21 protein-coding genes and 1 tRNA gene are annotated in these 24,081 nt (G+C 65.9%); 15 read left to right on the forward strand and 7 right to left on the reverse strand.

Annotated elements, in window-relative coordinates:
• Nucleotides 1–54: 54 nt before the first annotated feature.
• The 4 genes from lptF (at nt 55) to ACYVKR_RS19835 (ending at nt 4,758) form a co-directional block, all read left to right on the forward strand.
• Nucleotides 55–1,092 (forward strand): LPS export ABC transporter permease LptF, encoded by a 1,038-nt coding sequence (lptF, locus tag ACYVKR_RS19820; RefSeq protein WP_460482763.1) that lies wholly within the window; start codon nt 55–57, stop codon nt 1,090–1,092.
• Entirely contained in the window at nt 1,089–2,183 is a 1,095-nt protein-coding gene (gene lptG, locus ACYVKR_RS19825) for an LPS export ABC transporter permease LptG (RefSeq protein WP_460482679.1), read from the forward strand. The genes lptF and lptG overlap by 4 nt, the downstream gene beginning before the upstream one ends.
• 50 nt (nt 2,184–2,233) lie before the next feature.
• A complete protein-coding gene (gene gloA, locus ACYVKR_RS19830; RefSeq protein WP_460482680.1) occupies nt 2,234–2,647 on the forward strand; it encodes a lactoylglutathione lyase in 414 nt (137 codons plus the stop codon).
• Nucleotides 2,648–2,748: 101 nt separating this feature from the next.
• Complete coding sequence (locus ACYVKR_RS19835) at nt 2,749–4,758, forward strand: OPT family oligopeptide transporter (protein WP_460482681.1); 2,010 nt, start codon at nt 2,749–2,751, stop codon at nt 4,756–4,758.
• A 105-nt stretch (nt 4,759–4,863) separates the two neighbouring features.
• Here ACYVKR_RS19835 and eda read toward each other — a convergent pair whose 3' ends face one another.
• The 3 genes from eda to ACYVKR_RS19850 all read right to left on the reverse strand — a co-directional run bounded on the left by eda (nt 4,864) and on the right by ACYVKR_RS19850 (nt 7,902).
• Complete coding sequence (gene eda / locus ACYVKR_RS19840) at nt 4,864–5,505, reverse strand: bifunctional 4-hydroxy-2-oxoglutarate aldolase/2-dehydro-3-deoxy-phosphogluconate aldolase (RefSeq protein WP_460482682.1); 642 nt, start codon at nt 5,503–5,505, stop codon at nt 4,864–4,866.
• The gene (gene edd, locus ACYVKR_RS19845) at nt 5,490–7,313 is read right to left on the reverse strand and encodes an IlvD/Edd family dehydratase (protein ID WP_460482683.1); all 1,824 of its coding nucleotides are present in this window, start codon (nt 7,311–7,313) and stop codon (nt 5,490–5,492) included. Before edd ends, eda begins: the two co-directional genes overlap by 16 nt.
• Before the next feature lie 88 nt (nt 7,314–7,401).
• A complete protein-coding gene (locus tag ACYVKR_RS19850; RefSeq protein ID WP_460482684.1) occupies nt 7,402–7,902 on the reverse strand; it encodes a gluconokinase in 501 nt (166 codons plus the stop codon).
• A 158-nt stretch (nt 7,903–8,060) separates the two neighbouring features.
• On the opposite strand from ACYVKR_RS19850, the gene gntR reads away from it, so the two are divergent.
• From gntR to ACYVKR_RS19880, 6 genes are all read left to right on the forward strand, one after another.
• Complete coding sequence (gene gntR, locus ACYVKR_RS19855; RefSeq protein WP_460482685.1) at nt 8,061–9,128, forward strand: LacI family DNA-binding transcriptional regulator; 1,068 nt, start codon at nt 8,061–8,063, stop codon at nt 9,126–9,128.
• Nucleotides 9,129–9,141: 13 nt separating this feature from the next.
• Nucleotides 9,142–10,215 (forward strand): endonuclease/exonuclease/phosphatase family protein, encoded by a 1,074-nt coding sequence (locus ACYVKR_RS19860; protein WP_460482686.1) that lies wholly within the window; start codon nt 9,142–9,144, stop codon nt 10,213–10,215.
• A gap of 176 nt (nt 10,216–10,391) precedes the next feature.
• Nucleotides 10,392–12,149, forward strand: a complete 1,758-nt coding sequence (locus tag ACYVKR_RS19865) for a M14 family metallopeptidase (protein ID WP_460482687.1) — start codon at nt 10,392–10,394, stop codon at nt 12,147–12,149.
• Nucleotides 12,150–12,289: 140 nt separating this feature from the next.
• Nucleotides 12,290–12,664, forward strand: a complete 375-nt coding sequence (locus ACYVKR_RS19870) for a hypothetical protein (RefSeq protein WP_460482688.1) — start codon at nt 12,290–12,292, stop codon at nt 12,662–12,664.
• Between the two features lie 68 nt (nt 12,665–12,732).
• On the forward strand, nt 12,733–15,042 hold the full coding sequence (locus ACYVKR_RS19875) for a TonB-dependent receptor (protein ID WP_460482689.1): 2,310 nt from the start codon (nt 12,733–12,735) through the stop codon (nt 15,040–15,042).
• Between the two features lie 79 nt (nt 15,043–15,121).
• Complete coding sequence (locus ACYVKR_RS19880) at nt 15,122–16,012, forward strand: copper chaperone PCu(A)C (RefSeq protein WP_460482690.1); 891 nt, start codon at nt 15,122–15,124, stop codon at nt 16,010–16,012.
• 1,248 nt (nt 16,013–17,260) lie between these two features.
• Here ACYVKR_RS19880 and ACYVKR_RS19885 read toward each other — a convergent pair.
• Together ACYVKR_RS19885 and ACYVKR_RS19890 are read right to left on the reverse strand one after the other, a co-directional pair.
• Nucleotides 17,261–18,334 (reverse strand): caspase family protein, encoded by a 1,074-nt coding sequence (locus ACYVKR_RS19885; RefSeq protein WP_460482691.1) that lies wholly within the window; start codon nt 18,332–18,334, stop codon nt 17,261–17,263.
• 5 nt (nt 18,335–18,339) lie between these two features.
• On the reverse strand, nt 18,340–18,969 hold the full coding sequence (locus tag ACYVKR_RS19890) for a DUF1353 domain-containing protein (protein WP_460482692.1): 630 nt from the start codon (nt 18,967–18,969) through the stop codon (nt 18,340–18,342).
• Between the two features lie 610 nt (nt 18,970–19,579).
• Here ACYVKR_RS19890 and ACYVKR_RS19895 point away from each other — a divergent pair.
• Both ACYVKR_RS19895 and ACYVKR_RS19900 read left to right on the forward strand, forming a co-directional pair.
• Entirely contained in the window at nt 19,580–19,825 is a 246-nt protein-coding gene (locus tag ACYVKR_RS19895) for a site-specific integrase (protein ID WP_460482693.1), read from the forward strand.
• Between the two features lie 128 nt (nt 19,826–19,953).
• Nucleotides 19,954–20,030, forward strand: a tRNA-Arg gene (locus tag ACYVKR_RS19900).
• 68 nt (nt 20,031–20,098) lie between these two features.
• Here ACYVKR_RS19900 and ACYVKR_RS19905 read toward each other — a convergent pair.
• A complete protein-coding gene (locus ACYVKR_RS19905; RefSeq protein WP_460482694.1) occupies nt 20,099–20,830 on the reverse strand; it encodes a response regulator transcription factor in 732 nt (243 codons plus the stop codon).
• Here ACYVKR_RS19905 and ACYVKR_RS19910 point away from each other — a divergent pair.
• On the forward strand, nt 20,829–20,990 hold the full coding sequence (locus ACYVKR_RS19910) for a hypothetical protein (protein ID WP_460482695.1): 162 nt from the start codon (nt 20,829–20,831) through the stop codon (nt 20,988–20,990). The genes ACYVKR_RS19905 and ACYVKR_RS19910 overlap by 2 nt on opposite strands.
• Nucleotides 20,991–21,059: 69 nt before the next feature.
• Here ACYVKR_RS19910 and ACYVKR_RS19915 read toward each other — a convergent pair whose 3' ends face one another.
• Nucleotides 21,060–21,707, reverse strand: coding sequence for a transcriptional regulator (locus tag ACYVKR_RS19915; protein ID WP_460482696.1), 648 nt, complete (start codon nt 21,705–21,707; stop codon nt 21,060–21,062).
• A gap of 372 nt (nt 21,708–22,079) precedes the next feature.
• Between ACYVKR_RS19915 and ACYVKR_RS19920 the strand changes: the two genes are divergently transcribed.
• Both ACYVKR_RS19920 and ACYVKR_RS19925 read left to right on the forward strand, forming a co-directional pair.
• Nucleotides 22,080–22,658, forward strand: coding sequence for a hypothetical protein (locus ACYVKR_RS19920; RefSeq protein WP_460482697.1), 579 nt, complete (start codon nt 22,080–22,082; stop codon nt 22,656–22,658).
• A 17-nt stretch (nt 22,659–22,675) separates the two neighbouring features.
• Nucleotides 22,676–24,043 carry a CsgG/HfaB family protein gene (locus ACYVKR_RS19925; protein WP_460482698.1) on the forward strand — a complete coding sequence of 456 codons (1,368 nt, stop codon included), beginning with the start codon at nt 22,676–22,678 and terminating at the stop codon, nt 24,041–24,043.
• The last annotated feature ends 38 nt before the right edge of the window (nt 24,044–24,081 follow it).

The raw sequence follows: 24,081 nt of genomic DNA on the forward strand, positions 1-24,081 counted from the left end.
TTCGATTCGTCCATTCGCAAAGAGCTTTCACGCAGCTTCGGCGCCACTTTGGTGGTGATTGTGACCATCGTGATGACCATGATGCTCATCCGCGTGCTCGGGCTGGCGTCCAAGGGCCGCGTCGACCCGTCCGACGTGCTGCTCGTCATGGGCTACACGGTGCTGGGCCAGTTGTCGACCATCCTGAGCCTGTGCCTGTTCGTGGCCGTGGTGGCGACGCTGTCGCGCATGTACCGCGACAGCGAAATGGTGATCTGGTTCAGCGGCGGCCAGAGCCTGACGCAGTTCCTGCGGCCGCTGATGCGCTTTGCCTGGCCGGTGCTGGCCGTCATCGCGGTGCTGTCGCTGGTGGTCTGGCCCTGGGCCAACCAGCAGATCGTGCAGTTGCGCACCCAGTACGAGCAACGCAGCGACGTGGACCGCATCGCCCCCGGCGAATTCCAGGAATCGGCCGACGGCTCGCGCGTGTTCTTCATCGACCGCGAGCGCTCGTCCGACACCGAGGCCAGCAATGTCTTCATCGTGACCTCGGAGCGCGGCAAGGACACGGTGACCAGCGCGCAGTCGGCGCACCTGGAGGTGCAGAAGGACGTGAAGATGGCCGTGCTCAACAACGGCCAGCGCATGGAGACCGATGCCGCCAAGCCCGGCCTCAAGATCAGCGAGTTCCAGGAATACGGCACGCGCGTAGGCAGCGCTTCGGCCAGCGACTCCAGCGACGAGGTCACCAAGGTGGTCTCCACCATGGACCTGATCGCCAAGCCCTCGCCTGCCTTCATGGGCGAGCTGGCCTGGCGCCTGGGGCTGGTCGTGGCTGCTATCAATTTTGTTATTCTCGGGCTGGCCATGGCCAGCGTGAATCCGCGCGCAGGCCGCAGCAGCAGCCTGATGTTCGCCCTTTTCGCCTTTATCGTGTACTACAACCTGATGACGTTCGCCCAGAACTGGATCGCCGCTGAAAGAACCACGCTGGCCACGTCCTTCATCCTGCTGCATGGCGCGGCATCGGCCGTAGCGCTGCTGCTGCTGGCCGCGCGCAGCCGCCAGCTCAGTGCGGCCCGCCTGCTCGGCCGCCTCTGGAGGCGCGCATGAACACCTTGCGCCGCATGATCTACCGCGACATCGCCGTCGCGGTCGGCTTCGTCACGCTCGCCTTCCTGGCGCTGTTCTTCTTCTTCGACCTGGTGGACGAGCTGCGCTGGACGGGCAGCACCTACACCGCGCGCCATGCCGTGCTGGCGGTGGCGCTCGATATCCCGTCGCACATCTACGAGCTGCTGCCCATCACGGTGCTGATCGGCACCATCTTCGTGATGGCGCGCATGGCCCAGACCTCGGAGTTCACCATCATGCGCACCAGCGGCCTGGGGCCGTGGCGCGCGCTGGGGTTGCTGGCATCGATAGGCGTGGCCTTCGTGGCCCTGACCTTCGTGATCGGCGATTACATCTCGCCGCTGGGCGAGAAGACCTCGGAGCTGGTGCGCGCCCAGCGCCTGGGCCAGCTCTCCACCGGCCGCACCGGCGCCTGGCTGCGCGAGAAGCACGACGGCGGCATGGTCGCCGTGAACGTGGGCGCCATCGGCACCGATGGCGGGCTGCAGAACCTGCGCGCCTACCGCTTCGACGACCAGGGCCGCCTGACCATGCAGTGGAGCGCCAAGGCAGGCTCGTTCCTGGACGACACCCATTGGCAGCTGAGCGAGGTCACGCAGCGCGTCTACCACATCGACGGCCGCAGCGAGGCCCGCGTAGAGACGCGCACGCTGCCCCAGCTCGACTGGCCCACGCAGATCACCCGCAACATGGTGGCCGCGGCCGTGCTCAAACCCGACCAGATGAGCACCTACGACCTGTTCCAGTACGTGCGCCACCTGCAGGCCAACGGCCAGACCACGCAGCGCTACGAGATCGAGCTGTGGCGCAAGGTCTTCTACCCCATCAGCTGCCTGGTGATGGTGGTGCTGGCGCTGCCGTTCGCCTACCTGCACTTCCGCTCCGGCGGCATCGCCGGCTACGTGTTCGCCGGGGTGATGGCGGGCATCAGCTTCTTCATGCTGAACAACGTATTCGGCTATGCGGGCAACCTGCAGAACTGGTCGCCAATGATCACCGCCGCGGCGCCGGGCCTCATCTATTCGATGCTGTCGCTGGCCGCATTCACCTGGCTGGTATTGAGACGCTGACAAATCCAGGCTTTTACCTACCTATCGATAGCCCGGGCACAATACACCCCATGAGATTCCTGCACACCATGCTGCGCGTTGGAGACCTCCAGCGCTCCATCGACTTCTACACCCAGGTGCTGGGCATGCAATTGCTGCGCACCTCCGAGAACCCCGAGTACAAGTACTCGCTCGCCTTTCTTGGCTTCGACGGTGGCAACCCGAACCAGGCCGAGATCGAGCTGACCTACAACTGGGGCACGGACAGCTACGAGCTGGGCACGGCCTATGGCCACATCGCGCTGGGCGTGCCCGACGCCTATGCCGCCTGCGACAAGATCAAGGCCGCCGGCGGCAACGTCACGCGCGAGGCCGGCCCGGTCAAGGGCGGCAGCACGGTGATCGCCTTCGTGACCGATCCCGACGGGTACAAGATCGAATTGATCCAGCGCGCCGACGGCGACGCCGGCCAAGGGCTGCGCTGATCCGCACGCCCGCTTTTCGTTGACGGCCGGGCGCAGTTCCCGGCCCTCGCCCTACCGACGGCGCCCATACCAGGGCGCCGCTCTTGTTTCCATCCTCCCCCATGCACAACCACCATTCCGGGCGTGAACTCACGCTGCGCGGCGTTGTCCTCGGTGCGCTGATCACCCTGCTCTTCACCGCGGCCAACGTCTACCTGGGCCTCAAGGTCGGCCTGACCTTCGCCTCCGCCATCCCCGCCGCCGTCATCTCGATGGCGCTGCTGCGCAAGCTGCCGGGCTCCAACATCCTCGAGAACAACATCGTGCAGACCCAGGCCTCGGCGGCCGGCACGCTGTCGTCGGTGATCTTCATCATGCCGGGCCTGCTGATGCTGGGCTACTGGGCCGGCTTTCCGTTCTGGCAGACCGCGCTGGTCTGCGCGGCCGGCGGCATCCTCGGCGTGCTCTACACCGTGCCGCTGCGCCGCGTGATGGTCGTGCAGAGCACCCTGCCCTATCCCGAAGGCGTGGCCGCGGCCGAGGTGCTGAAGATCGGCCACCAGCATGACACGGGCAAGGCCGGCGGCGGTGAAGCCGCGCAGGGCATGAAGGCCCTGCTGGGCGGCAGCCTGGTGGCCGGGCTCTATGGCCTGTGCAGCTCCGGCTTCCGGATACTCGGCGAGGGCTTTTCCAGCTGGATTGGCGCGGGCGGCATGGCCTTTCGCGTGGCCACCGGCTTCTCGCCGGCGCTGCTGGCGGCCGGCTACCTGATGGGCGCGGCCGCGGGCTTCGCCATCATCACCGGCGTGCTGCTGTGCTGGTGGCTGCTGGTGCCCTACCTGGCCAGCCTGGCCACGCCCGCCGCGGGCCAGGCCCTGGCCGACCTGTCCACCCAGGTCTGGAGCAAGCAGGTGCGCTTCATCGGCGCGGGCGTCATCGGCGTCGCCGCCATCTGGACGGTGCTCAGCCTGCTCAAGCCCATCGCCCAGGCCATGCGCGCCAGCGCGCGCAGCACGGCGGCGCCGACGGCCACCGGCTCGGCCCGGGCCGACCGCGACATGCCCGTGGGCGCGATCGCGGCGCTGGCCGCCGGCGTGTTCATCGTGCTGCTGGCGGTGTTCCACCACTTCCTCGCGGCAGGCGCTCCGGGCCTGTCGGTGGCCGCGCACTGGGGCCTGAGCCTGCTGTGCGTGGTGTTCGCCTTTGTCTTCGGCTTCATGATCGCGGCCGCCTGCGGCTACATGGCCGGCCTGGTGGGTTCGTCCAGCAGCCCGATCTCGGGCATTGGCATCATCGGCGTGATCCTGATCTCGCTGTTGCTGCTACTGGTGCGCTGGCTCGTGCCCGGCGCGCTCGAAGGCCTGGCCGGCAAGCCGCTGGTGGCGCTGGCGCTGTTCGCCACCTCGGTGGTGGTGGCGATTGCCGCCATCTCCAACGATAACCTGCAGGACCTGAAGACCGGCTACCTCGTGGGCGCCACGCCGGCCACGCAGCAGTGGGTGCTGGTGATCGGCTGCATCGTCGGCGCCCTGGTGATCCCGCCGGTGCTGGAGCTGCTCTACCACGCCTACGGTTTCATGGGTGCGCTGCCGCGCGCCGACATGAACCCGCAGCAGGCGCTGGCCGCGCCGCAGGCCACCTTGATGACGGCCGTGGCCAGCGGCATCTTCGACGGCAGCCTGGACTGGAACATGATCCTCACCGGCGTGGCCATCGGCGCGGTGTTCATCGTCGCCGACCAGGCGCTGCGCCGCAGTGGGCGCGGCGCCATGCCGCCGCTGGCCGTGGGCCTGGGCATCTACCTGCCGCCGACCATCGGCGTGACGCTGTTCATCGGCGCCATGCTGGGCTGGTGGATCGAGGGCCGCATCGCGCGCGCCAAGGCCGCCCGGCCCGACGGCGCCGCCTGGGCCGAGCGCGCGCAGCGCACCGGCGTGCTGGTGGCCTCGGGCCTGATCGTGGGCGAGAGCCTGATGGGCATCGTGCTGGCCGCGGCCATCGGCCTGTCGGGCCAGGGCGCGCCGCTGGCGCTGGTGGGCGAGCATTTCGAGCCCACGGCCCAGTGGCTGGGCCTGGCCTTCTTCGCGGCCGTGTGCGCGCTGATGGCCCGGCGCGTGCTGCGCACCGCGTAGCGCACGCCTCTCCATAACAAAAACGGCTGCCTCGGCAGCCGTTTTTTTATGGTTTTTTGGCCTCCAGGCCAATACCATCAAGCGCGAGCAGCTATCAATTTTGCATCAAGCCTTGCGCGGCAGCGCCGCCGCCTCGCGCGCCAGGGCGGTGACATGGTTCCAGTCGCCGCGCTCCAGCGTATCGGTGGGCACCAGCCAGGAGCCGCCGACGCAGACCACGTTCTTCAGCGCCAGGAATTCGGGCGCGTTCGCCGGCGAGATACCGCCCGTGGGGCAGAAGCGCACGTCGCCGAACGGCCCCTGCCAGGCCTTGAGCATGGCCAGGCCGCCCGCCTGCACGGCCGGGAAGAACTTCAGCTCGCTGAAGCCGTCGGCCTGCGCCATCATGATCTCGCTTCCGGTGGCCACGCCGGGCAGCAGCGGCAGCTGGATATCCCGGCAGGCCTGGCCCACCGCGCTGGTATAGCCGGGGCTGACGGCAAAGCGCGCCCCCGCCTGCGCGGCGGCCTTCGCATCCGCCGCATTGCGCACCGTGCCCGCGCCGACGATGGCGCCCGGCACGGCCTTGGCGATCGCCTCGATGCTGGCCAGGCCCTGCGGCGTGCGCAACGTCACCTCGAGCACGCGGATGCCGCCGGCCACCAGGGCCTCGGCCATCGGCACCGCGTGTTCCACCTTGTGCAGCACGATCACCGGGATCACCGGTGCGTCCTGCATGATCGACAACGCTGTCAGTTGTCCAGCCATGTGCAAGCTCCCTCTTCTGCGCTGAGCGCGTGGCGCCGGAATCCGGCAAACAATTCACGACCAAAACCCCGGCCGTTGGCCTGCCGCAGGGCCTGCGGCATCTCGGCCAGGGGGCGCCGGCCCCATTCGGCCGCGTCCACCAGCACTTCCAGCGTGCCGGCCTGGGCGTCGAGACGGATGATATCGCCGTCTTGCACCTTCGCGAGCGGACCGCCCACACAAGCTTCGGGCGAGACATGGATGGCCGCCGGCACCTTGCCGGAGGCGCCGCTCATGCGCCCGTCCGTCACCAGCGCCACCTTGAAGCCCTTGCCCTGCAGCACGGCCAGCGGCGGCGTGAGCTTGTGCAGCTCGGGCATGCCATTGGCGCGCGGCCCCTGCCAGCGCACCACGCAGATCACGTCGCGGTCCAGCTCGCCGGCCTTGAAGGCCTGCTGCAGCGCCTCCTGCGAGTCGAAGACGCGCGCCGGCGCCTCGACCAGGTGCCGGTCCTCGGGCACGGCGCTGACCTTGATCACGCTGCGGCCCAACTGGCCCGTGAGCAGCTTGAGGCCGCCGGTGGGGCTGAACGGCTCGCCAGCCGGGCGCAGCACCGACAGGTCGCCGGACGTGCCCGCGTCGTGCCAGGCGAGCTGGCCACCCTCGACGCGCGGGATGCGCGCAAAGGCCTGCAGGCCTTCCTCGCGCACCGTGAGCACATCGCCGTGCATGAGGCCGGCTTGGAGCAGTTCGCCGATCACATAGCCCGGGCCACCCGCGGCCTGGAACTGGTTCACGTCGGCGCTGCCGTTGGGGTAGACGCGCGCCAGCAGCGGCACCACGCCCGAGAGTTCGGAGAAGTCGTTCCAGTCAATGAGGATGCCGGCCGCGCGCGCCACCGCCACCCAGTGGATCAGGTGGTTGGTCGAGCCACCCGTGGCCAGCAGGGCCACCATGGCGTTGACGATGCAGCGCTCGTCGACCACGTGGCCGATGGGCGCGAAGCGCCCGGCCTTGGTGATGGACAGCACGCTGTGCATGGCCTCGCGCGTGAGCAGCTCGCGCTCGGAATCGCCCGGGTTGATGAAGGCCGTGCCCGGCACGTGCAGGCCCATGGCTTCGAGCAGCATCTGGTTGCTGTTGGCCGTGCCGTAGAAGGTGCAGGTGCCCTGGCCGTGGTAGGCGGCCGACTCGGCGGCCAGCAGTTCCTTGCGGCCCACCAGGCCCTGGGCGGCCTGCTCGCGCACCTTGGCCTTGTCGTTGTTCGACAGGCCCGAGGTCATCGGCCCCGCGGGCACGAAGACCGTGGGCAGGTGGCCGAAGTGCAGCGCGCCGATCAAGAGGCCCGGCACGATCTTGTCGCACACGCCCAGCATCAGCGCGGCGTCGAACACATCGTGCGTGAGCGCTATGGCCGTGCCCTGGGCGATGGCGTCGCGGCTGAACAGCGACAGCTCCATGCCCGGCGCGCCCTGGGTCACGCCGTCGCACATGGCCGGCACGCCGCCGGCCACCTGGGCCGTGGCGCCGAGCTTGCGGGCCTCGTCCTTCAGGATGTCGGGGTAGCGCGCCAGCGGCGCGTGGGCCGAGAGCACGTCGTTGTAGGCGGTGACGATGGCGACATTGGGCGCCTTCTGCTCGACGATGCGGAACTTGTCCGCGCCCGGCAGGCCGGCAAAGGCATGGGCCACGTTGGCACAGCCCAGGCTTTGCGCGCCGGGCGGGCGCGAGGCCATCTCGTCCACCAGGGCCAGATAGTCGCTGCGCGTGGCGGCGCTGCGCTCGCGGATGCGGCGCGTGACCGTATCGATAGTCGTGTGGAGTTTCATGTGGGGGTCTTCCTGATTTCTGCGAGGAATAGGCCCTATCGTAACGGTGCGATGGGGCCGGGAAATGAAGGCCTGTGGCTTGTCCGCTTCAGGCGTGCAGCCACTCGCGCACCTGGGCCGTGATCTGCGCCAGGCTGGCCGTGGCGTCCACGCGCAGCACGCCGGGCTCGCCCACCGGGCTTTCCAGCGTCTGGAACTGGTTGGCCACCAGTTCGGGCCCGAAGAAATGGCCGGGGCGCGTCTGCACCCGCGCCAGCGCGGTGTCGTAGTCCAGGTCGAGGAACACGAAGCCCAGCCGCGGCTGGGCGGCGCGCAGCTGGTTGCGGTACTTCTGCTTCAGCGCCGAGCAGGTCAGCACACGCGGGCTGGCCTCGCTGGCCTGCGCCAGCTGCTGCGCCAGCTCGGCGAGCCAGCCCTGGCGGTCCTCGTCGGTCAGCGGGATGCCCTGGTGCATCTTGGCCACGTTCTCGGCCGGGTGGAAGGCATCGCCCTCCAGCAGCTCCCAGCCCAGCGCCTCGGCCACCGCGGCCGCGGCGCTCGACTTGCCGCAGCCGGAAACACCCATCACAACGAGAGCAGTCGGTTTCATCATGGGACAGCGCTATCCTATAGAGGCCAAAAATAAGGCAGAGCGCGCTCTGCCGCGGTTTTCTGCCTGCGAACCGGTAGCGGAAAAAACCGGTTCACAAGCACTTGGATAGCGCTATCATAGTCTGGCTTCAAGCCGATTCCACCTAGGAGAATCCCTTGCCCGACCCGCATCGCGCACCTGTTCCAGCCATCCTGTCCACCGAGAAAAAGGCCCGCCCCTCCCGCGCCAGCGGCCGCGTCACCTTGAGCGATGTGGCCCAGGCCGCCGGCGTCAGCCCCATCACCGTGTCGCGCGCGCTGCGCGGCGAGCGGCGCGTGGCGCCCGAGCTGGTGGAGCGCGTGCAGGCCGTGGCCCAGCAGATGGGCTACGTGCCCGACCCTGCCGCGCGTGCGCTGGCCTCGCAGAAGAGCAACCAGGTGCTGGTGCTGGTGCCGCTGCTGTCCAACACCTTGTTCGTGGAACTGCTCGATGCGGTGCACCGCGAACTCTTTCCGCAGGGCTACCAGACGCTGATCGGCGTGACCCACTACGACCCGGCCGAGGAGGAGCAACTGCTGCGCAGCTACCTGCCGATGCGCCCCGCCGGCCTGCTGCTGACCGGCTTCGAGCGCAGCCTGGCCGCCCAGGCCCTGCTGGACCAGGGCAGCGTGCCCTGCGTGCACCTGATGGAGCTGGGCGATGGTGGCACCGCCTGCACCGTGGGCTTCTCGCAGGCCGAGGCGGGCGCGGCCATGACCCGCCACCTGCTGGCGCGCGGCTACCGGCGCATCGCCTTCTGCGGCGCCCAACTCGATGCGCGGGTGATGCAGCGCCTGTCGGGCTACCGCAGCGTGCTGCAGGCCGAGGGCCTGTACGACCCGCAGCGCGAGCTGCTGTGCCCCGAGCACTCGTCGATGGCGCTGGGGGCGCAACTCTTCATGCAGATCGTGCAGGGCATGCCGGCGGTGGATGCCATCTTCTTCTGCAACGACGACATCGCCCAGGGCGCGCTGCTGCAGGCCAACCGCAGCGGCATCGCGGTGCCGGGCCAGGTCGCCATCGCCGGCTTCAACGACCTGCCGGGCAGCGACCAGATGGTGCCGCCGCTGACCACGGTGCGCACGCCGCGCGGCACCATAGGCACCGAGGCCTCGCGCCTGCTGCTGCAGCTGATGCGCCAGCAGCTGCCCGAGCGCCGCCAGCTCGACCTGGGCTACGAACTGCTCGTGCGCGACAGCACCTGATATCCTCGTTTGCATGCGCCCCATTGCACCACCCCTGCCCCTGGACACGCTCACCGTGGCCACCTGCAACCTGCTGAACCTGGCCCGCCCCCAGCGCCCGTTCTACCCCAACCAGGAGCCGTTCACGGCCCAGCAGTACGAGCGCAAGATCCTGTGGCTGGGTGACCGCTTCCGGGCGCTGAACGCGGACATCCTCGCGGTGCAGGAGGTCTGGGACCTGTCGGCGCTGCAGGGCGCCGTCAAGGCCAGCGGGCTGCACTACCCGACCGTGATCGCACCCGGCGCCGAGGACGGCGACGGCGCCCCCGGCGCCCAGGGCACGCCGCGCGTGGGCCTGGCCACGCGGCTCAAGGTGCTGGCTACGCAGTCATTCACCGACTTTCCGGCCAACCTGGGCGTGGCGGTGCCGGGCATAGGCGTGCATGCCAGGTTCGAGCGCCCGCCGCTGGTGGCCACGCTGGAGCTCAAGCGCGGCCAGCAGGTCACGGTGCTGGTGACGCACCTCAAGTCCAAGCGCCCCAAGTTCCTGCAGGCCGAGAACGGCGAGCCGCTCGAAGACCGCGACAACCCCAAGATAGCCGCACTGGCCTCGCTGCGCTCGCTGATGATGCGCGGCGTCGAGGCCACGGCGCTGCGCTGCCTGGTGATCGACCTGCTGCGCAACACCCGCATGCCGGTGGTGGTGATGGGCGACTTCAACGACACGCCGGACAGCGTCACCACCCAGATGGTGGCCGCCACGTCCGAGGTGGCCTACGACCGCGCGGCGCGCGACTCGGCGCTGTTCAACGCCAGCGACCTGCTCGGCGCCGTGGCGCTGAAGAAGGACGTGGCCTATTCGCACATCCACCAGGGCGCGCCGGCGGTGCTGGACCAGATCCTGGTCAGCGAGGAGTTCGACCCCGCCAGCCGCCATGCCATCGGCGACGTGCGCCGCGTGGACTACTTCAACGACCACCTGCACGAAGGCCACGACCGCACGCGCTCGGACCATGGCTTCGTGCGCGCGCTGCTGCGCCTGCGCTCGCCGCGCAACGGCAATGGCAACGGCGCGACCGAGCCCGCCAGCGATGCGCCGCAGGCATAGCTTGTTGTCATTCTTACGCCCGCTTCCTACGCGCAGGGGCCAGCGGGCTCCCGCATAATCCCGCCAATGGCCTACTTCCGGAGGGTTTTGTGATCCGTAGCACAAAAATCACTGCATCGTTCCTGTCCGCCGACCTCCAGGCGGCAGACCATCTCGTTTCCACGCGCTCCGCGGGTGTGCTCACCGCAGTGGCGCTGGCCGCCCTGCTCAGCGCCTGCTCCAGCACCCCGCTGCCGCCCTGGCCCACGTCGGGCGCCAGGCCCGGCACGGTCGCCACCGCGCCGCGCGCCGGCGGCACGTCGCCGGTGCAGATTCCCGGCGTATCCGGCAATGCCGATGTGGTCAGCAGCCCGGTCGGCACCGTGCCGCTGGAAGCCAGTCCGCTGGGCAGCTGGCAGGAGAGCCCCGGCGTCGCCGCCCGCTTTCCCGACCCGGCCGTCCGCTACGACACGCCCGGCCTCGCCGACGGCCGCAACACCTTCACCACCAATGCCGAGCTGAGCCAGATGCTGCGCCAGATGGTCAATAGCGCCCGCCAGGCCGGCAGCAAGGCCGAGCTGCTGACGGCCGGCACCTCGCAGGAAGGCGCGCCCATCCAGGCGCTGCTGCTGACGCGCGCCGCCGGCACCTCGCTGCAGCAGCTCGACGAAAGCGGCCGCCCCACCGTCATGCTGGTGGGCCAGCAGCACGGCAACGAACCTGCGGGCAGCGAGGCCCTGCTGGTGGTCGCGCGCGAGCTGAGCACCGGCAACCTGCGCCCCCTGCTCGACCAAGTCAATGTGCTGATCGTGCCCCGCGCCAACCCCGACGGCGCCGCCGCCAACCGCCGTACCACGGCCAACGGCATCGACATGAACCGCGACCACCTGCTGCTCAAGACGCCCGAGGCGCAGGCGCTGGCCGAGCTGGTGCGCTCGTACCGTCCCATCGCCAGCTTCGACTCGCACGAGTTCACCGTCGCGGGCCGCTATGTCGAGAAGTTCCAGGGCGTGCAGCGCTACGACGCGCTGCTGCAGACCCCGACCACCGGCAACATCCATGAGTTCATCGCCAAGGCCTCGAACGAGTGGTACCTGCTGCCCATGCAGAAGGCGTTGACCGACCAGGGCCAGAGCACCAACTGGTACTACACCACCACGGCCAAGGCCGAGGACCGCAGCCTGTCCATGGGCGGTGTGCGGCCCGACACCGGCCGCAACGTCAACGGCCTGCGCAACTCCGCCAGCCTGCTGATCGAGACCCGCGGCGTCGGCATCGGCCGCGCCCACATCCAGCGCCGCGTGCACAGCCATGTGCTGGCCATCACCAGCGCGCTGCAGACCACGGCCCAGCGCTCCAAGGACCTGATGCAGGTGCGCTCGTACGTCAGCCGCGACATCAGCTCGCAGGCCTGCAAGGGCCAGTTCGCGGTGGATGTGGCGCAGACGCCCGAGCAGCGCCGCATCATCTTCCTCGACCCCACCACCGGCGAGGACCGCCCGCAGGAAGTGAACTGGAACTCGTCGGTCAAGCTGCGCACGCTGAACACCCGCCCGCGCCCCTGCGGCTATTGGCTGTCGGCCTCGTCGTCCGACGCGGCCGACAAGCTCAGGCAGCTGGGCCTGCAGGTGCTGCGCGTGGCCGAGCCGGGCTCGCTGCTGGCCGACACCTACCACGAGACCAGCCGCCAGAGCGCGTCCCGCGACGACGTGCGCGGCGCCACCACCACCGAGCGGCCGGTCGAGAAGGTCACGGTCAACCTGGTGCGCAGCTCGGTCGACGTGCCGGCCGGCAGCTACTACGTGCCGCTGAACCAGTCCAATGCCAACCTGGCCATCGCCGCGCTGGAGCCCGACACGCAGAGCAGCTTCTTCGCCAACCACATCGTCGACAGCCTGCAGGACGTGGCACGCTCGATGAACAACCCCTCGCTGGTGTACGAAGAGACGGACTGATTCCGACGCACTCTCAAAACAAGAGCTGCCAGCGCTTACTACACGAGAAATTCAATAGAATTTCTATTGCAGTTGCTTATATAGCAAGCGCTGGCAGCTCTTATTTTTGATACCTGCCCTGCATGGTATGCTGCCCAGCCATGCACCGCTCCACCACCAGTACCCTTCTTCTGCGCCTAGGCCGCTGGGTGCTGGCATGGTGGATGCTGTCGCTGGCCGTGGCCACCGCGGCGCCGCTGGTGCAGCCGCAGGCCATGCAGGTGGTCTGCACCACGGCGGGCAGCATCAAGCTCGTGGCCACGTCCGACGACGGCACCGCCACCGAACTGGGCGCCGGCCACCTCGACTGCGCGCTGTGCCTGCCCATGCTGGCGCCGCCGCCGTTCGAGGCGTCTTCCCTTCCCCTGCCCTCGCCGCTGGCCTATGCGCTGCAGCCCGCGCGCGCGGCCCACATCGCGGCCGCCACCGCCGCGCCGCTGTCGGCGCGCGCGCCGCCCGCCTTCCTCGCCGTCTGATTCCCCGTGGGGCCTGTGCCCCGCGACCCGAACGACCAGGCGCCGAGCGAGGCGCCGCGAGGATTTTCATGAGCAAGCTTTATGGAGCACTGCTGTGCGGCAGTGCGCTGCTGCCCTGCCTGTCCGGCCCCACCTGGGCGGCCGCGGATGGCGAAGAAGAGCGCAGCAAGTCGCTGGGCGTGGTCACCGTGCGGGGTGGCCAGCCCAGCTCGCTGCCCACGCAGATTCCCACCACGATGGAGAGCGTCACCCGCGACGAGGTCGACACCCGCATCAACGCCACCGACAGCGAGGACGCCCTCAAGTACCTGCCCAGCCTGCTGGTGCGCAAGCGCTACATCGGCGACTACAACCACGCCATCCTGTCCACCCGGGCCTCGGGCACCGGCAACAGCGCGCGCTCGGCCGTGTATGCGGACGGCATCCTGCTGTCCAACTACCTGGGCAACGGCATCGCCAACGGCAGCAACTACGCGCCGCGCTGGGGCATGGTCAGCCCCGAGGAGATCGAGCGCGTCGATGTGATGTACGGGCCGTTCTCGGCCGCCTATCCGGGCAACTCCGCCGGCGCCGTGGTCGACTATGTGACCCGCATGCCCAGCCGCTTCGAGGCCCATGTGAAGGCCGGCTTCTCGTCGCAGCCCAATGACCTGTACAGCACGCACCGCACGTTCAACAGCTGGCAGACCAGCGCCACCGTGGGCAGCAAGAGCGGCGACTGGTCGTGGTGGCTGGCGCTGAACCGCTCGGAAAGCGACAGCCAGCCGCTCACCTTCGCCACGGCCACCCTGGCATCCGGCGTGCCGGGCGCGGGTGGCACGCCGGTGACCGGCGCGGTGCCGGGGCTCAACACCACCAACAAGCCCTGGTACATCCTCGGCACCGGCACGCAGTACCGCACGGTGCAGGAGCAGGCCAAGCTCAAGCTGGCCTACGACATCAACGCCACGCTGCGCGCCAGCTACACGCTGGGCTGGTGGCGCAACGATGCCCAGGGCCGCTCCGAAAGCTACCTGCGCGGGGCCGATGGCCAGCCGGTGTACAGCGGCAACGTCAATATCGACGGCAGCCGCTACACGCTGGGCCCCACGGCCTTCCCGTCCACCAACGACGCGCAGATCCACACCATGCACGGCTTCGCGCTGCAAAGCCTTACCAACGGCGTGTTCGACTGGGCGCTGAAGGCCAGCCTCTACGACTACGGCCAGGACCGCCAGACCGCCCCCACCACCGCGCTGCCCGGCGCGCTGCAAGGCGGCCCCGGCACCGTGCAGCGCCAGGACGGCACCGGCTGGCACACGCTGGCCGCCCAGGGCACCTGGCGGCCCGACGGCACCGGCGGCGCGCACATCGTCGACTTCGGCACCGGGCAGGATGCCTACAAGCTGCTGATCGACAAGTTCGCCACCGTCGGCGACTGGCAGGGCGGCGTGGCCAACCCGGCGGCGCTGGTCAGCAGCGTGGGCGGCCGCAGCAGCACCCGCTACCTGTGGGCGCAGGACACCTGGCGCTTCGCCCCCGCGTGGACCACGGTGCTGGGCCTGCGCTGGGAGCACTGGCGCGCGCAGGACGGCTACTCGCGCAACAGCGGCAGCGAGCTGGCCTATGCCCGCCGCAGCGAATCGCATGCCTCGCCCAAGGCCGCGCTGGCTTACCAGTGGAGCGCCGACACCGTGCTCAAGGCCTCGGTGGGCCGGGCCGTGCGCTTTCCCACCGTGGGCGAGCTGTACGGCGCGACCTCGGGCGGCGCACTGGCCTTCGTCAACGACCCGAACCTGAAGCCCGAGCAGTCGTGGACCGGCGAACTCAGCGCCGAGAAGGATTTGGGCAACGGCCTGGCCCGCGCCACGCTGTTCCACGAGACGACCCGCGACGCGCTCTACAGCCAGCTCGTGCCCGGCACCACCACCTCGCGCGTGCAGAACGTCGACCGCGTGCGCACCTGGGGGCTGGAGCTGGCCTACACCGGGCAGTCGGTCTTCGTGCGCGGGCTCGACCTGGGCGCCAGCCTCACCTACGCCAACTCCAGGATCGCGGCCAACGCGGCCAATCCCGCCAGCGTAGGCCAATGGCAGCCGCGCGTGCCGCGCTGGCGCTCCACCGCCTACGCCACCTACCAGCCCGACGAGCACTGGGCCTTCACGGTGGCGGCGCGCTACAGCGGGCGCCAGTATTCGGCGCTGGACAACAGCGACGTGAACGGCTTCGCCTACATGGGCGCGAGCAAGTACTTCACCGTCGACCTGCGCGCCCGTTACCGTATCAACCGCGAGTGGAGCGCCGCCGTCGGCATCGACAACGCCAACAACTACCAGTACTGGAACTTCCACCCCTACCCGCAGCGCACCTACCATGCATCGCTGCAATGGGATCTTTGATATTCAAAATAGATAGCTATCCGCGCTTGCTGCATGAGCGCTACAAGCCGATTCCATTCATATTTCACAGGAGCTTGACATGAAACATCTTTCTCTCTCCCTGCTCGGCGCCCTGCTGCTGGCCAGCCTGCCCGCCCACAGCCACGTCACGCTGCCCAAGGGCGGCGCCAATGTCTCCACCAGCTACGACGCCGCCTTCCGCGTGGGCCATGCCTGCGAAGGCGCCCAGGCCACCACGGCCATCCGCGTGCAACTGCCGGCCGGCTTCCGGCTGCAGGAGGCCCTGCCCAAGGCCGGCTGGAAGCTGAGCGCCCCACCCGCCGGCAGCCAGAGCGGCGAGGTCGTGTGGACCGCTGAATCGGCCGACACGGCGCTGCGCGGCAAGGCCGCCGCCGAGTTCGTGCTGCGCGGCACCCTGCCCGACAAGCCCGGCACGCTGTACTTCCCGGTGCGCCAGGTCTGCGACGTGGGCGAGGCCGCGTGGACGCAGATCCCCGAGGCCGGCCAGCCCGCCCCCAAGCAGCCCGCCGCCAAACTGGACGTGCTGCCCGCCAACGTCGCCGCCATCGACGCGGGCGACCCCTGGGCCCGCGCGACCGTGCCCGGCCAGAGCGGCTCCGGCATCTTCATGACGCTGCAGGCGCCGCTGGGCGGCTCGCTGGTGGCCGTGAAAACGCCAGCCGCCGGCATCGCCGAGGTACACGAGATGAAGATGGAAGACAACGTGATGCGCATGCGGCCGATCGCCAAGCTGGACCTGCCCGCGCGCCAGCCGGTGCAGCTCACGCCCGGCGGCTTCCACATCATGCTGATGCAGCTCAAGCAGCCGCTGACGGCCGGCCAGAGCATTCCGCTGACCCTGACGGTGGAAGACGCCAAGGGCCAGCGCCGCGAGCGCACCGTCGACGTGCCCGTGCGCGCGGCCACGGCGACCGCCCCCGCGGGTGGCCACGCCGGCCACCAGCACTGATCCGGCCAAGCCAGCCGAGCCAGGAAGGGCCGCGAATTCAGCGATAATGCGGCCTCTTCATGACTGCCCGTAGCTCAGTTGGATAGAGCAACGCCTTCTAAGCTGCCTATTCAGCAGTGAACGTAAGGGGCTACGTCCGGCCGCGTGAACATTTCTAAATTGCCTGTACGGCAGTGAACGGGCCTGCGCAATAATCTTGCGGGCCGCGATTTTCTACACTGCCTATCCGGCAGCAAACGCAAGGGCGCTGACTGGAGGGGCAGCGCTGGATTTCTAAGCTGCCTATCCGGCAGTGAGCCGAGGGAATATCTCGCGCTTCCACCAGCGATTTTTCTGAGCTACCTAAGCGGCAGTGAACATGCTCTCCCTACCCAGTGGGACAATCATCAATTTTTAAGCGGTCTAATCAGCAGCAAACGGCTTGAGGATTTGAGCCTCAGTTTTTGCCATTTTCTAAGCTGCTTACTCGCCAGCAAACGTCCTCGGCAGTTGGATCAGCGCCATGGCGTCGTCGACCGACCCATGCAACCGACGGTCCCCGTCGGACTCCCAGATCGGTACCACGGGGCGCTTATCCTGCTTCTCCACGATAGCGGGGCCCCCAGCCTTGGGATCGAGATCAGGCCGGTGCATACGGCTCAGCAACGAGAGCGCGTGCAGTTCTGGCTCAGCATGGCATGGCGCCACTACAGCGTCTCTGGGCTCGTCAGTCTCTAACTGTCAAGTGGACATAGTGGGGCGCACTGTCATACTTTGCCATGACCCAGAAGGTTACAGAGCCCTTTTCTGCTGTCACTTCGACGCGTGTTGACCCTCCTCGATCGTTCTGCGAAACGCTCCCCTCTTTGATGCAGGACTTCAACTGATCACGTATCGCTCGATAGTAGGCGCCCATCAATGCTCGGTTATCCTCCGCCTCCCACCGGCAGTACAGCTCACTATGGATGGACGAAGGTGCTCGCCTGATAACGCAAGACGATGCGCCTCGCATTCTTAGAGAAGTGCCATAGGTGTTGTACATCGACCCCGAGTTGGAGACCTCCAGCCCACTACGCACTGAGTCGAAACCATCTAGTGCTGCGCGGAACGCTCCTCGCAATTCTGCGCAAGTGGGAGCCATGGAAGATTTGGCCTCAACAAATGGAGGCTGAGATTCGCACCCCACAACCGTCAGGCACGTGATCGCTGCGAGACAGAGTTTTTGCATTGGGTATTTCAGCATCATCACAACCTCCTGCCCACCTTTATTTACAGTTTCGTGCAGTCAAAAAGCCTGCACTCCTCAGACCTAAGCGCGGGATCTTGCGGTCGCTCCGTCGGTGGTGTCCATGGTGCTGGTGCTGGCGATGGCGATGGCGACGGCGACGGCGACGGCGACCCCATAGCTATATCTACTCCTGCCTGACTTGGGTCATACTGAAATACCATGTCCCCAAAAATAAATTTTGTATCATGAGAAACGCCGGAAGCAGGATGCTGCTGTCCTGCGCGCTTTACGCTAACCACACGCTCCAGAAAAACCCCAAGCTCTTTCCCTGTCACATATCCGTCTTTAACAGCGGATGCCCCGCCCTGAATTCCCTCAATAAAAACAGGGACAAATGAGCTTTGAGAAGGAAGCTCTTCATTTGGCCCACCCGCCGAAATAAATTGCCGAACTGACTTCTTTGCCACATCATCCAAATAACGCCATCGATCATCCGCCCTCGGAGGTCTTATATTTGGCAAATCTGACATTGATTTTGTCGTAAAAATCGCCCCAGAAAAACATGAATCAAATATCGCCAAAAAATGCTTCGCCTGAAATTGACGCATCCATGTATGAAACGAATCCAGAGTGGCACTTTTCGATATAAATTCCGAATAATTTGTTCTCGGATTACCCGCATCTATCGGAACGATATAAGACATCTCATTATCACGATAGGTGTAGCCATGCCCCGAGTAAAAAAAAAGAAGTCGCGCATCTACCTTATCGCCATATTTACCCAAAAAAGCCTGCATTTCATCATATAGTTTTTTTGCCGTCGGCTCATATACTCTAGTTACTTCGAATCCTTGCTTCACCAGTACTTTGCTAACCTCGTCCATTTCTTTCGTTGTATATGACAACTCCCGCCAGCCCGTCTCTCCAGCAGAGTATTTCGACACACTAATCACCAGCGCAGCGCTGCGCCCATATAGTGGCTTCAGCCCACTTTGCGGCCGAATCACGAAGGGCTGCATGCCTTCAGCCTGGAAAATTTTTGTTTGCTGCGCGTCAACTGCGAATGCTACGCATAGCGCAGAAACCACCAGTGCATTTTTCAAAATCTTCTGCATTGACATCACCACCCGCCAACTACATTGCCACTTTGTTTTTTCCAATCTGCCCACTTGACTGCTGAAGTGGCTGGATATTTTTTCAGTTGACGCGACTCCCCCTCTTTTCTCAGTTTGGCATTATTTTTCCATGCCATCTCTCCAAATATTGATCGCACCCCATGATATATTATTTCCACGTTAAATGGATGCACCTCCAAATCCTTCATTGCTTCTTTAAGCGTTTCATCAGCGGTTAATCTACTCCCCTTCTGCATCCAATATAAATAATCATGCACTATTGCCGCATCTGCATAAGCCCCATCCCGCGGCATCAATGACCAAAATGGACGAGGAATACTTGTCAGGTCCGTAACAAACCCTTTCGGCACAGTCACAGAGCGAAGATCAGAAGATAAATTATTTGGCCTCCATATAAGCGGAGCCTGCATATAAAACATGCCGTCACTGAACTTCGAGTATGAACCCGGAGTATCAAATGACCTTGTCACCATTACAGACTCCATCCACTCATCACGCTCAGCCCTACCTTCAGCCCCCCATTCCGGTGATTTATCATCAGCTGCTTTACCAATAGAAAACAACGATCCCCCTCCCAATGCAAATGAGATCTGAATAAGTTGACGGCGATCCATAAAGCACCCCTCACAAATAAATTTAATTGGACATAGTTGAACGAATTTGGTTGCGGATAAATTGTGCAGAATTCTGATTGTCAAAATATGTATCGATAGATTGCCAAGACGTTTTCATTTCGTCAAGACTATGGTTTCCACCATGGGTTGGATGATGCACAACGCCCCACCGAGCCAAACCAAGCAGATACATGCACAAATGAAGGTGCCGGCCTCTACAACTGGATGAACGTCATAGGCTTGCTTCGTGGCACAGCTCCAGAGGAGTCACAACGCCCCCCGAAGGTCACCACGTTCTTTCATTGAGGGGCGGCCACGCCGCGCTCGATGTACACCTGCCGCTTGAGCAACGCTACTGCCGCGTCTTGCCGGACAAGATCCTTTCGGAGTGGACTGCCCCTAGTCAGGTAGACAAATCTCAGCTTCACGCCCGGGCGCGCTCAAACGCTTCGGGATTAAATCCGCCCAGATGACTACAGCCCCCTTTCGTTTTGTGAGCGAGAACAGGCTAGCCGCTTTATTCGGGAGAATCGCTAAGCGGGAAACCGGACACAGGGCTGTGACTGCGGGCCTGCTGATCAATGCCTACGGCCGCGCCATGTCAAAGTAGATGTTGCACGACGCCTTTGAGCCAGCCCGGCTGGCCGCAGCCGACAAAGCAGCCGGCGAGCGAAATGAAGACCTGGCCACCGAGATCCGTGCAATGTGGTTCTACGACCTCCGCTCCAAAGCGGCCGACGACGTTGCCGATGATCGCGGCGAACTCGCGGCCTCCGAGCAACTGGGGCGCATTTCTATCCAGATCACGAAACGGCACTACCTGCGCCACAGCGCGAAGGTCAAAGCTACGAAATAGCGCGGGTCAAAAGCCGGCATAATAACGGGCGGTCATGAAGATGGCCGCCCTGCCGTTGCGGAGCGCTCCGCAATTGGCTCACAAATTGAACTCTGCGATAACGCAGATTATTCAATAAAATCAATCATCTGCCCGTAGCTCAGTTGGATAGAGCAACAGCCTTCTAAGCTGTGGGTCACAGGTTCGATCCCTGTCGGGCAGGCCATCCCCCGCTTTCCAGCCGCGAAAGCCCATGCCGCCACCGGCGGCGCCCGGTCACAAGTATGGTCGCCCCTAGGCCACCACCTCCATCTCGGGCATGAAGATGAATCCCTTGCCGAACACATTGCGCACCGGCAGCACCATGCCGGTGGCCTGCAGGGTCTTGCGCCGCAGGCGGGTCAGCTGCGACTCGACGCGGTGGAAGGCGTCCTTCTCGTGCAGGTAGCCCAGGGCCTGCAGCAACTCAGCCTTGCCGACCAGTTCGCCGCGCGCCGAGACCAAGCGGTGCATCAGCGCCAGTTCGTTGCCGGTGAGCTGCACCGTGCATAGGTTGGGAGCAATCAGGAAGGCCGCCGTGCGCGAGAGCTGCCATGACGGTGCTTCCTCGCCACCGGCATCGGGCTTGCCTTCGGCCGCGGGCCTGACGGTATGGCGCAGGATGGAACGTATGCCGGCCACCAGTTCGCGCGTGTCCGCGGGCTTGACGAAGTACTGCAGCGCGCCGGCGTTGAGGCCGGCAATCCGGCTTTCCAGGTCGCCGCGCGAGGTGAGCACGATCGCCGGTACCTTGCGCGTGGCCAGGCGCTGCACCAAGCTCAGGCCGCCCTCGCCGGGGAGCCCCAGGCCGGCCACCACCAGATCGGCCTTCCTGTGCAGCAGGCTCACATAGAAATCTTCCGCGGACGGCGCCGCCCATGCGTGAAGACCCGCTTCTTCGATGGCGCCGCACATGTCGGCACGGATGCTTTCATCGTCGTCGACGATGGCCACGGTGAATTCGCAGGGAGCAGAAAGGTGCTGCATGAATCGTCCCCACATGGAGCAGGTATTTTTATTCCTACAAATTATAAAAGTCTGGAACAAAAATGTTCAATTCTCACATTTAAAAATAAAGTCAATAAAAGCAAGCGCCTGCGGGTGGTTGGCATGGCCGGAGGTTGCGGTTGTTAGCCGCCAGCGGTGAAAAGGAAGGAGCGTGGCATCGCTGCTGGACGCAGCGCGTAAGCAGGTGCCGCGCGGGCAGCGGGAATCGCTAGGACTCGCTGACGAAGGCCGGCAGCACGCCCTGGCGCTGCGCGGTGGTGACGGCCTGGGTGCGTGTCTGCGCGTCGAAGTGGCGCAGGATGTTGACGACCTGGTTGCGCACCGTGTATTCGCTCACGTCCATGCGCTTGGCAATGGCCTTGTTGCTGAAGCCCTGCGCCATGAGCTTGAGCACTTCGTACTGGCGCGGCGGCAGCGAACCGCCTGCGCCTGCCGGGCGGCCCAACCGGTCTGGCGGCGCCTGCATCGGCTCCGCCCCGCCCTGCTGCCCCAGGCAATGCTGCACCTGGGCGCAAATCACCTCGGGAGCCCAGGCCTTGGACAGGAAGCCGACGGCACCGCTCTGCACGGCCTTGTGCATCAGCTCCTGGTGGTCGTGGCCCGACAGGATCACCACCGGGACCTGCGGCCACCGCTCGCGCAGCCGCGCCATGCCGCTGAGCCCGTCGCAGCCGGGCATGCTGATGTCCAGCAGCACCAGGTCGACCGGTGCATCGAGCGCGACGGCCTCGGCGATGGAGCCGGCCTCGTGGAAATCGGCCTGCACCAGTTCGCTGGTCGACAGCATCATGCGCAGCCCGGTCCTGAACAGGGGATGGTCGTCCACCAGCAGTACGGAGGGCGGGGAGGAAGTCATGAGGGCGCGTTCCATGCGGCTCGGCAATTGGGGCATCGCTGCGGTTTGGGTATGCAGGCAACGTTACACACCAAAGGCGCGAACACCAATAGCGCATCTGCACCAATACTCACCACGCGACGGGAGGTAAAAATTTTAATAGATCAAAAAAGGTAACAAACAGTTGTTTTTGAATATTTTTTTCACTAGATCACTACTCACACACCTCCTCGGTTCTCACTGAATTAGTACATTTGGGCCATTTACATAAGTTACACAAGACACAAAGATGAACAAATGTGAACGCACGGCATGGCTGCGACACATAGGCACCCCTTGTCCCGGGTGATCGCCCGCGGGGCGTTCGCCGAGACCCAACCGAGTGAGGCCCCCATGACACGAGCACCGTTCCTCTTCACCACCGCAGCCCTGCTGTGCATGGCCCCCGCCATCCATGCGCAGGGCTGGCTGGGCGAAACCGTTCCCTGGCAGTTCCAGACCAGCGCCGACCGGGCCAACCGCGCCCTGGTCAACGACCTGGTGGAGAAGAAAAAAGGCGGCTACTACGACTCCTTCCGCAGCACCTACATCACCAACATCGAGCGCCAGGTCAACTGCAACTTCCAGCCCACCGCGGCCGGCAACAGCAACTCGTCCGACCAGGCTTCGCGCGTGGCCTCGCCCGATACCACGGCCACCAGCGGCAACAGCGCCTCCAGCCTGGGCAGCCAGTACCAGAGCACCGACAACCTGGGCCGCGGCGGTGTCTCCAACAACACCCAGGGCAACTCCGGCGCCATCAGCAGCGGCGTGCAGGGCAGCCCGTCGTCGACCACGATGGCGCCCATCAACAGCGATCACAGTAGCGGCCAGCAGGACATGCAGATCGCCCAGAACAACAGCGGCAGCCAGACCACCAGCGTCAGCGGCAGCTCCGCCTGCCAGTTCAGCGCCGGCGGCGCCATCAACTGAGCGCCCAGGGAGACACCATGCAAGACCCCATCCATACCTGCCAGGCTGGCCGGCTGCCGGCCCGCATCGCCAAGATCCACCTGCCCGCGCTGGCCAGCGCCCTGCTGCTCGCCGGCTGCGCCCTGCCCAGCTACCAGCGCGTGCAGATGGCCGAGGACGAGGCCGCCGTGATCCAGGGCCCGAGCCCGCGCCACAACGGCACGCCGCTTGACGGCGTGCTGGCCTGCCTGTCGCACCGCATCGTGGCGCAGAACCAGGGCAAGCCGCCGCTGTCGATCGCCGTGGGCGACATCAAGGACTACACCGGCAAGTACTCGCAGGGCGACGGCAACGTGCTCACGCAGGGCGGCGCGCTCATGGTCTATTCGGCGCTGGGCAAGCTGGGCGGCGCGGTGGAGGTGCGCGAGCGCTTCGACACCCGCGTGGCCGAGCTGGAGTTGGCCTACACCGACCGGCGCCAGCTGGGCGACGGCGGCCAGCATGCGCTGCGCGACGACAAGGGCCAGCGCGCGGTACCGTGGATTCCCTACTACGGCGGCTCCATCCTCAAATCCGACTACTACATCATCGGCGGGCTGACCGAACTGAACTACAACATCCAGTCCGGCGGCATCGAGGCGCAGGTCAACCAGATCGGGCCGCGCTTTCGCGTCTTCACGATGAACGTCGGCGCCGACCTGCGCATCGTCGAGACCCGCACGCTGCGGGTGGTGCGCGCGGTGAGCCTGCAAAAGCAGATCGTGGGCCGCGAGATCGGCGCCGGCATCTTCCGCTTCTTCGGCAGCAATCTCTTCGACATCAACGCCGGCTCCAAGGACCTGGAGCCCGTGCAGCTCGGGGTGCGCACCACGCTGGAGCAAGGCGTGGTCGAGCTGATCGGCGCGGTCACGCAGACGCCGGCGGCGCCCTGCCTCGACAAGCCCAACCCTGGCGAACAGCAGGCCAAGGCCGCACCCGCGGCCGAAGCGCCCGCGGCCGCGCCGGCCGCTCCCCCTCCTGCCCCAACGCCGGCCGCCGCGCCCAGCGAACCGCTGCAGGAGAGCACGTCCGCCGCGCTCACCGCACTGGACGTGGTGTTCGAGGAAAACTCCAGCCGCATCGCCCAGCAATCGTCCACCGCGGCCGAAACCGTGGCCACCCGCCTGCGCGCCGGCCAGGGCGTGCGCATGGCCGTGCTGGCCCGCGAGAGCGAAACCGACCAGAACCCCACCCGCCGCGACGAGCTGACCGATGCGCGCATCCAGGCGCTGCGCGGCCTGCTCGCCCAGCATGGCGTGCCGCCGGAGCAGGTCAACATCATCTGGCGCCCCTCGCCAGGCGACAACACCGTGCACCGCTATGGCGCCGGCTTCCGCCTGCTCGCCAGGCTGCAGGTCGAGCCCTGAACGACCCCGCTTCGCGCGGGCTCCATCCATCACTATCA

Source organism: Comamonas humi, assembly GCF_054782535.1.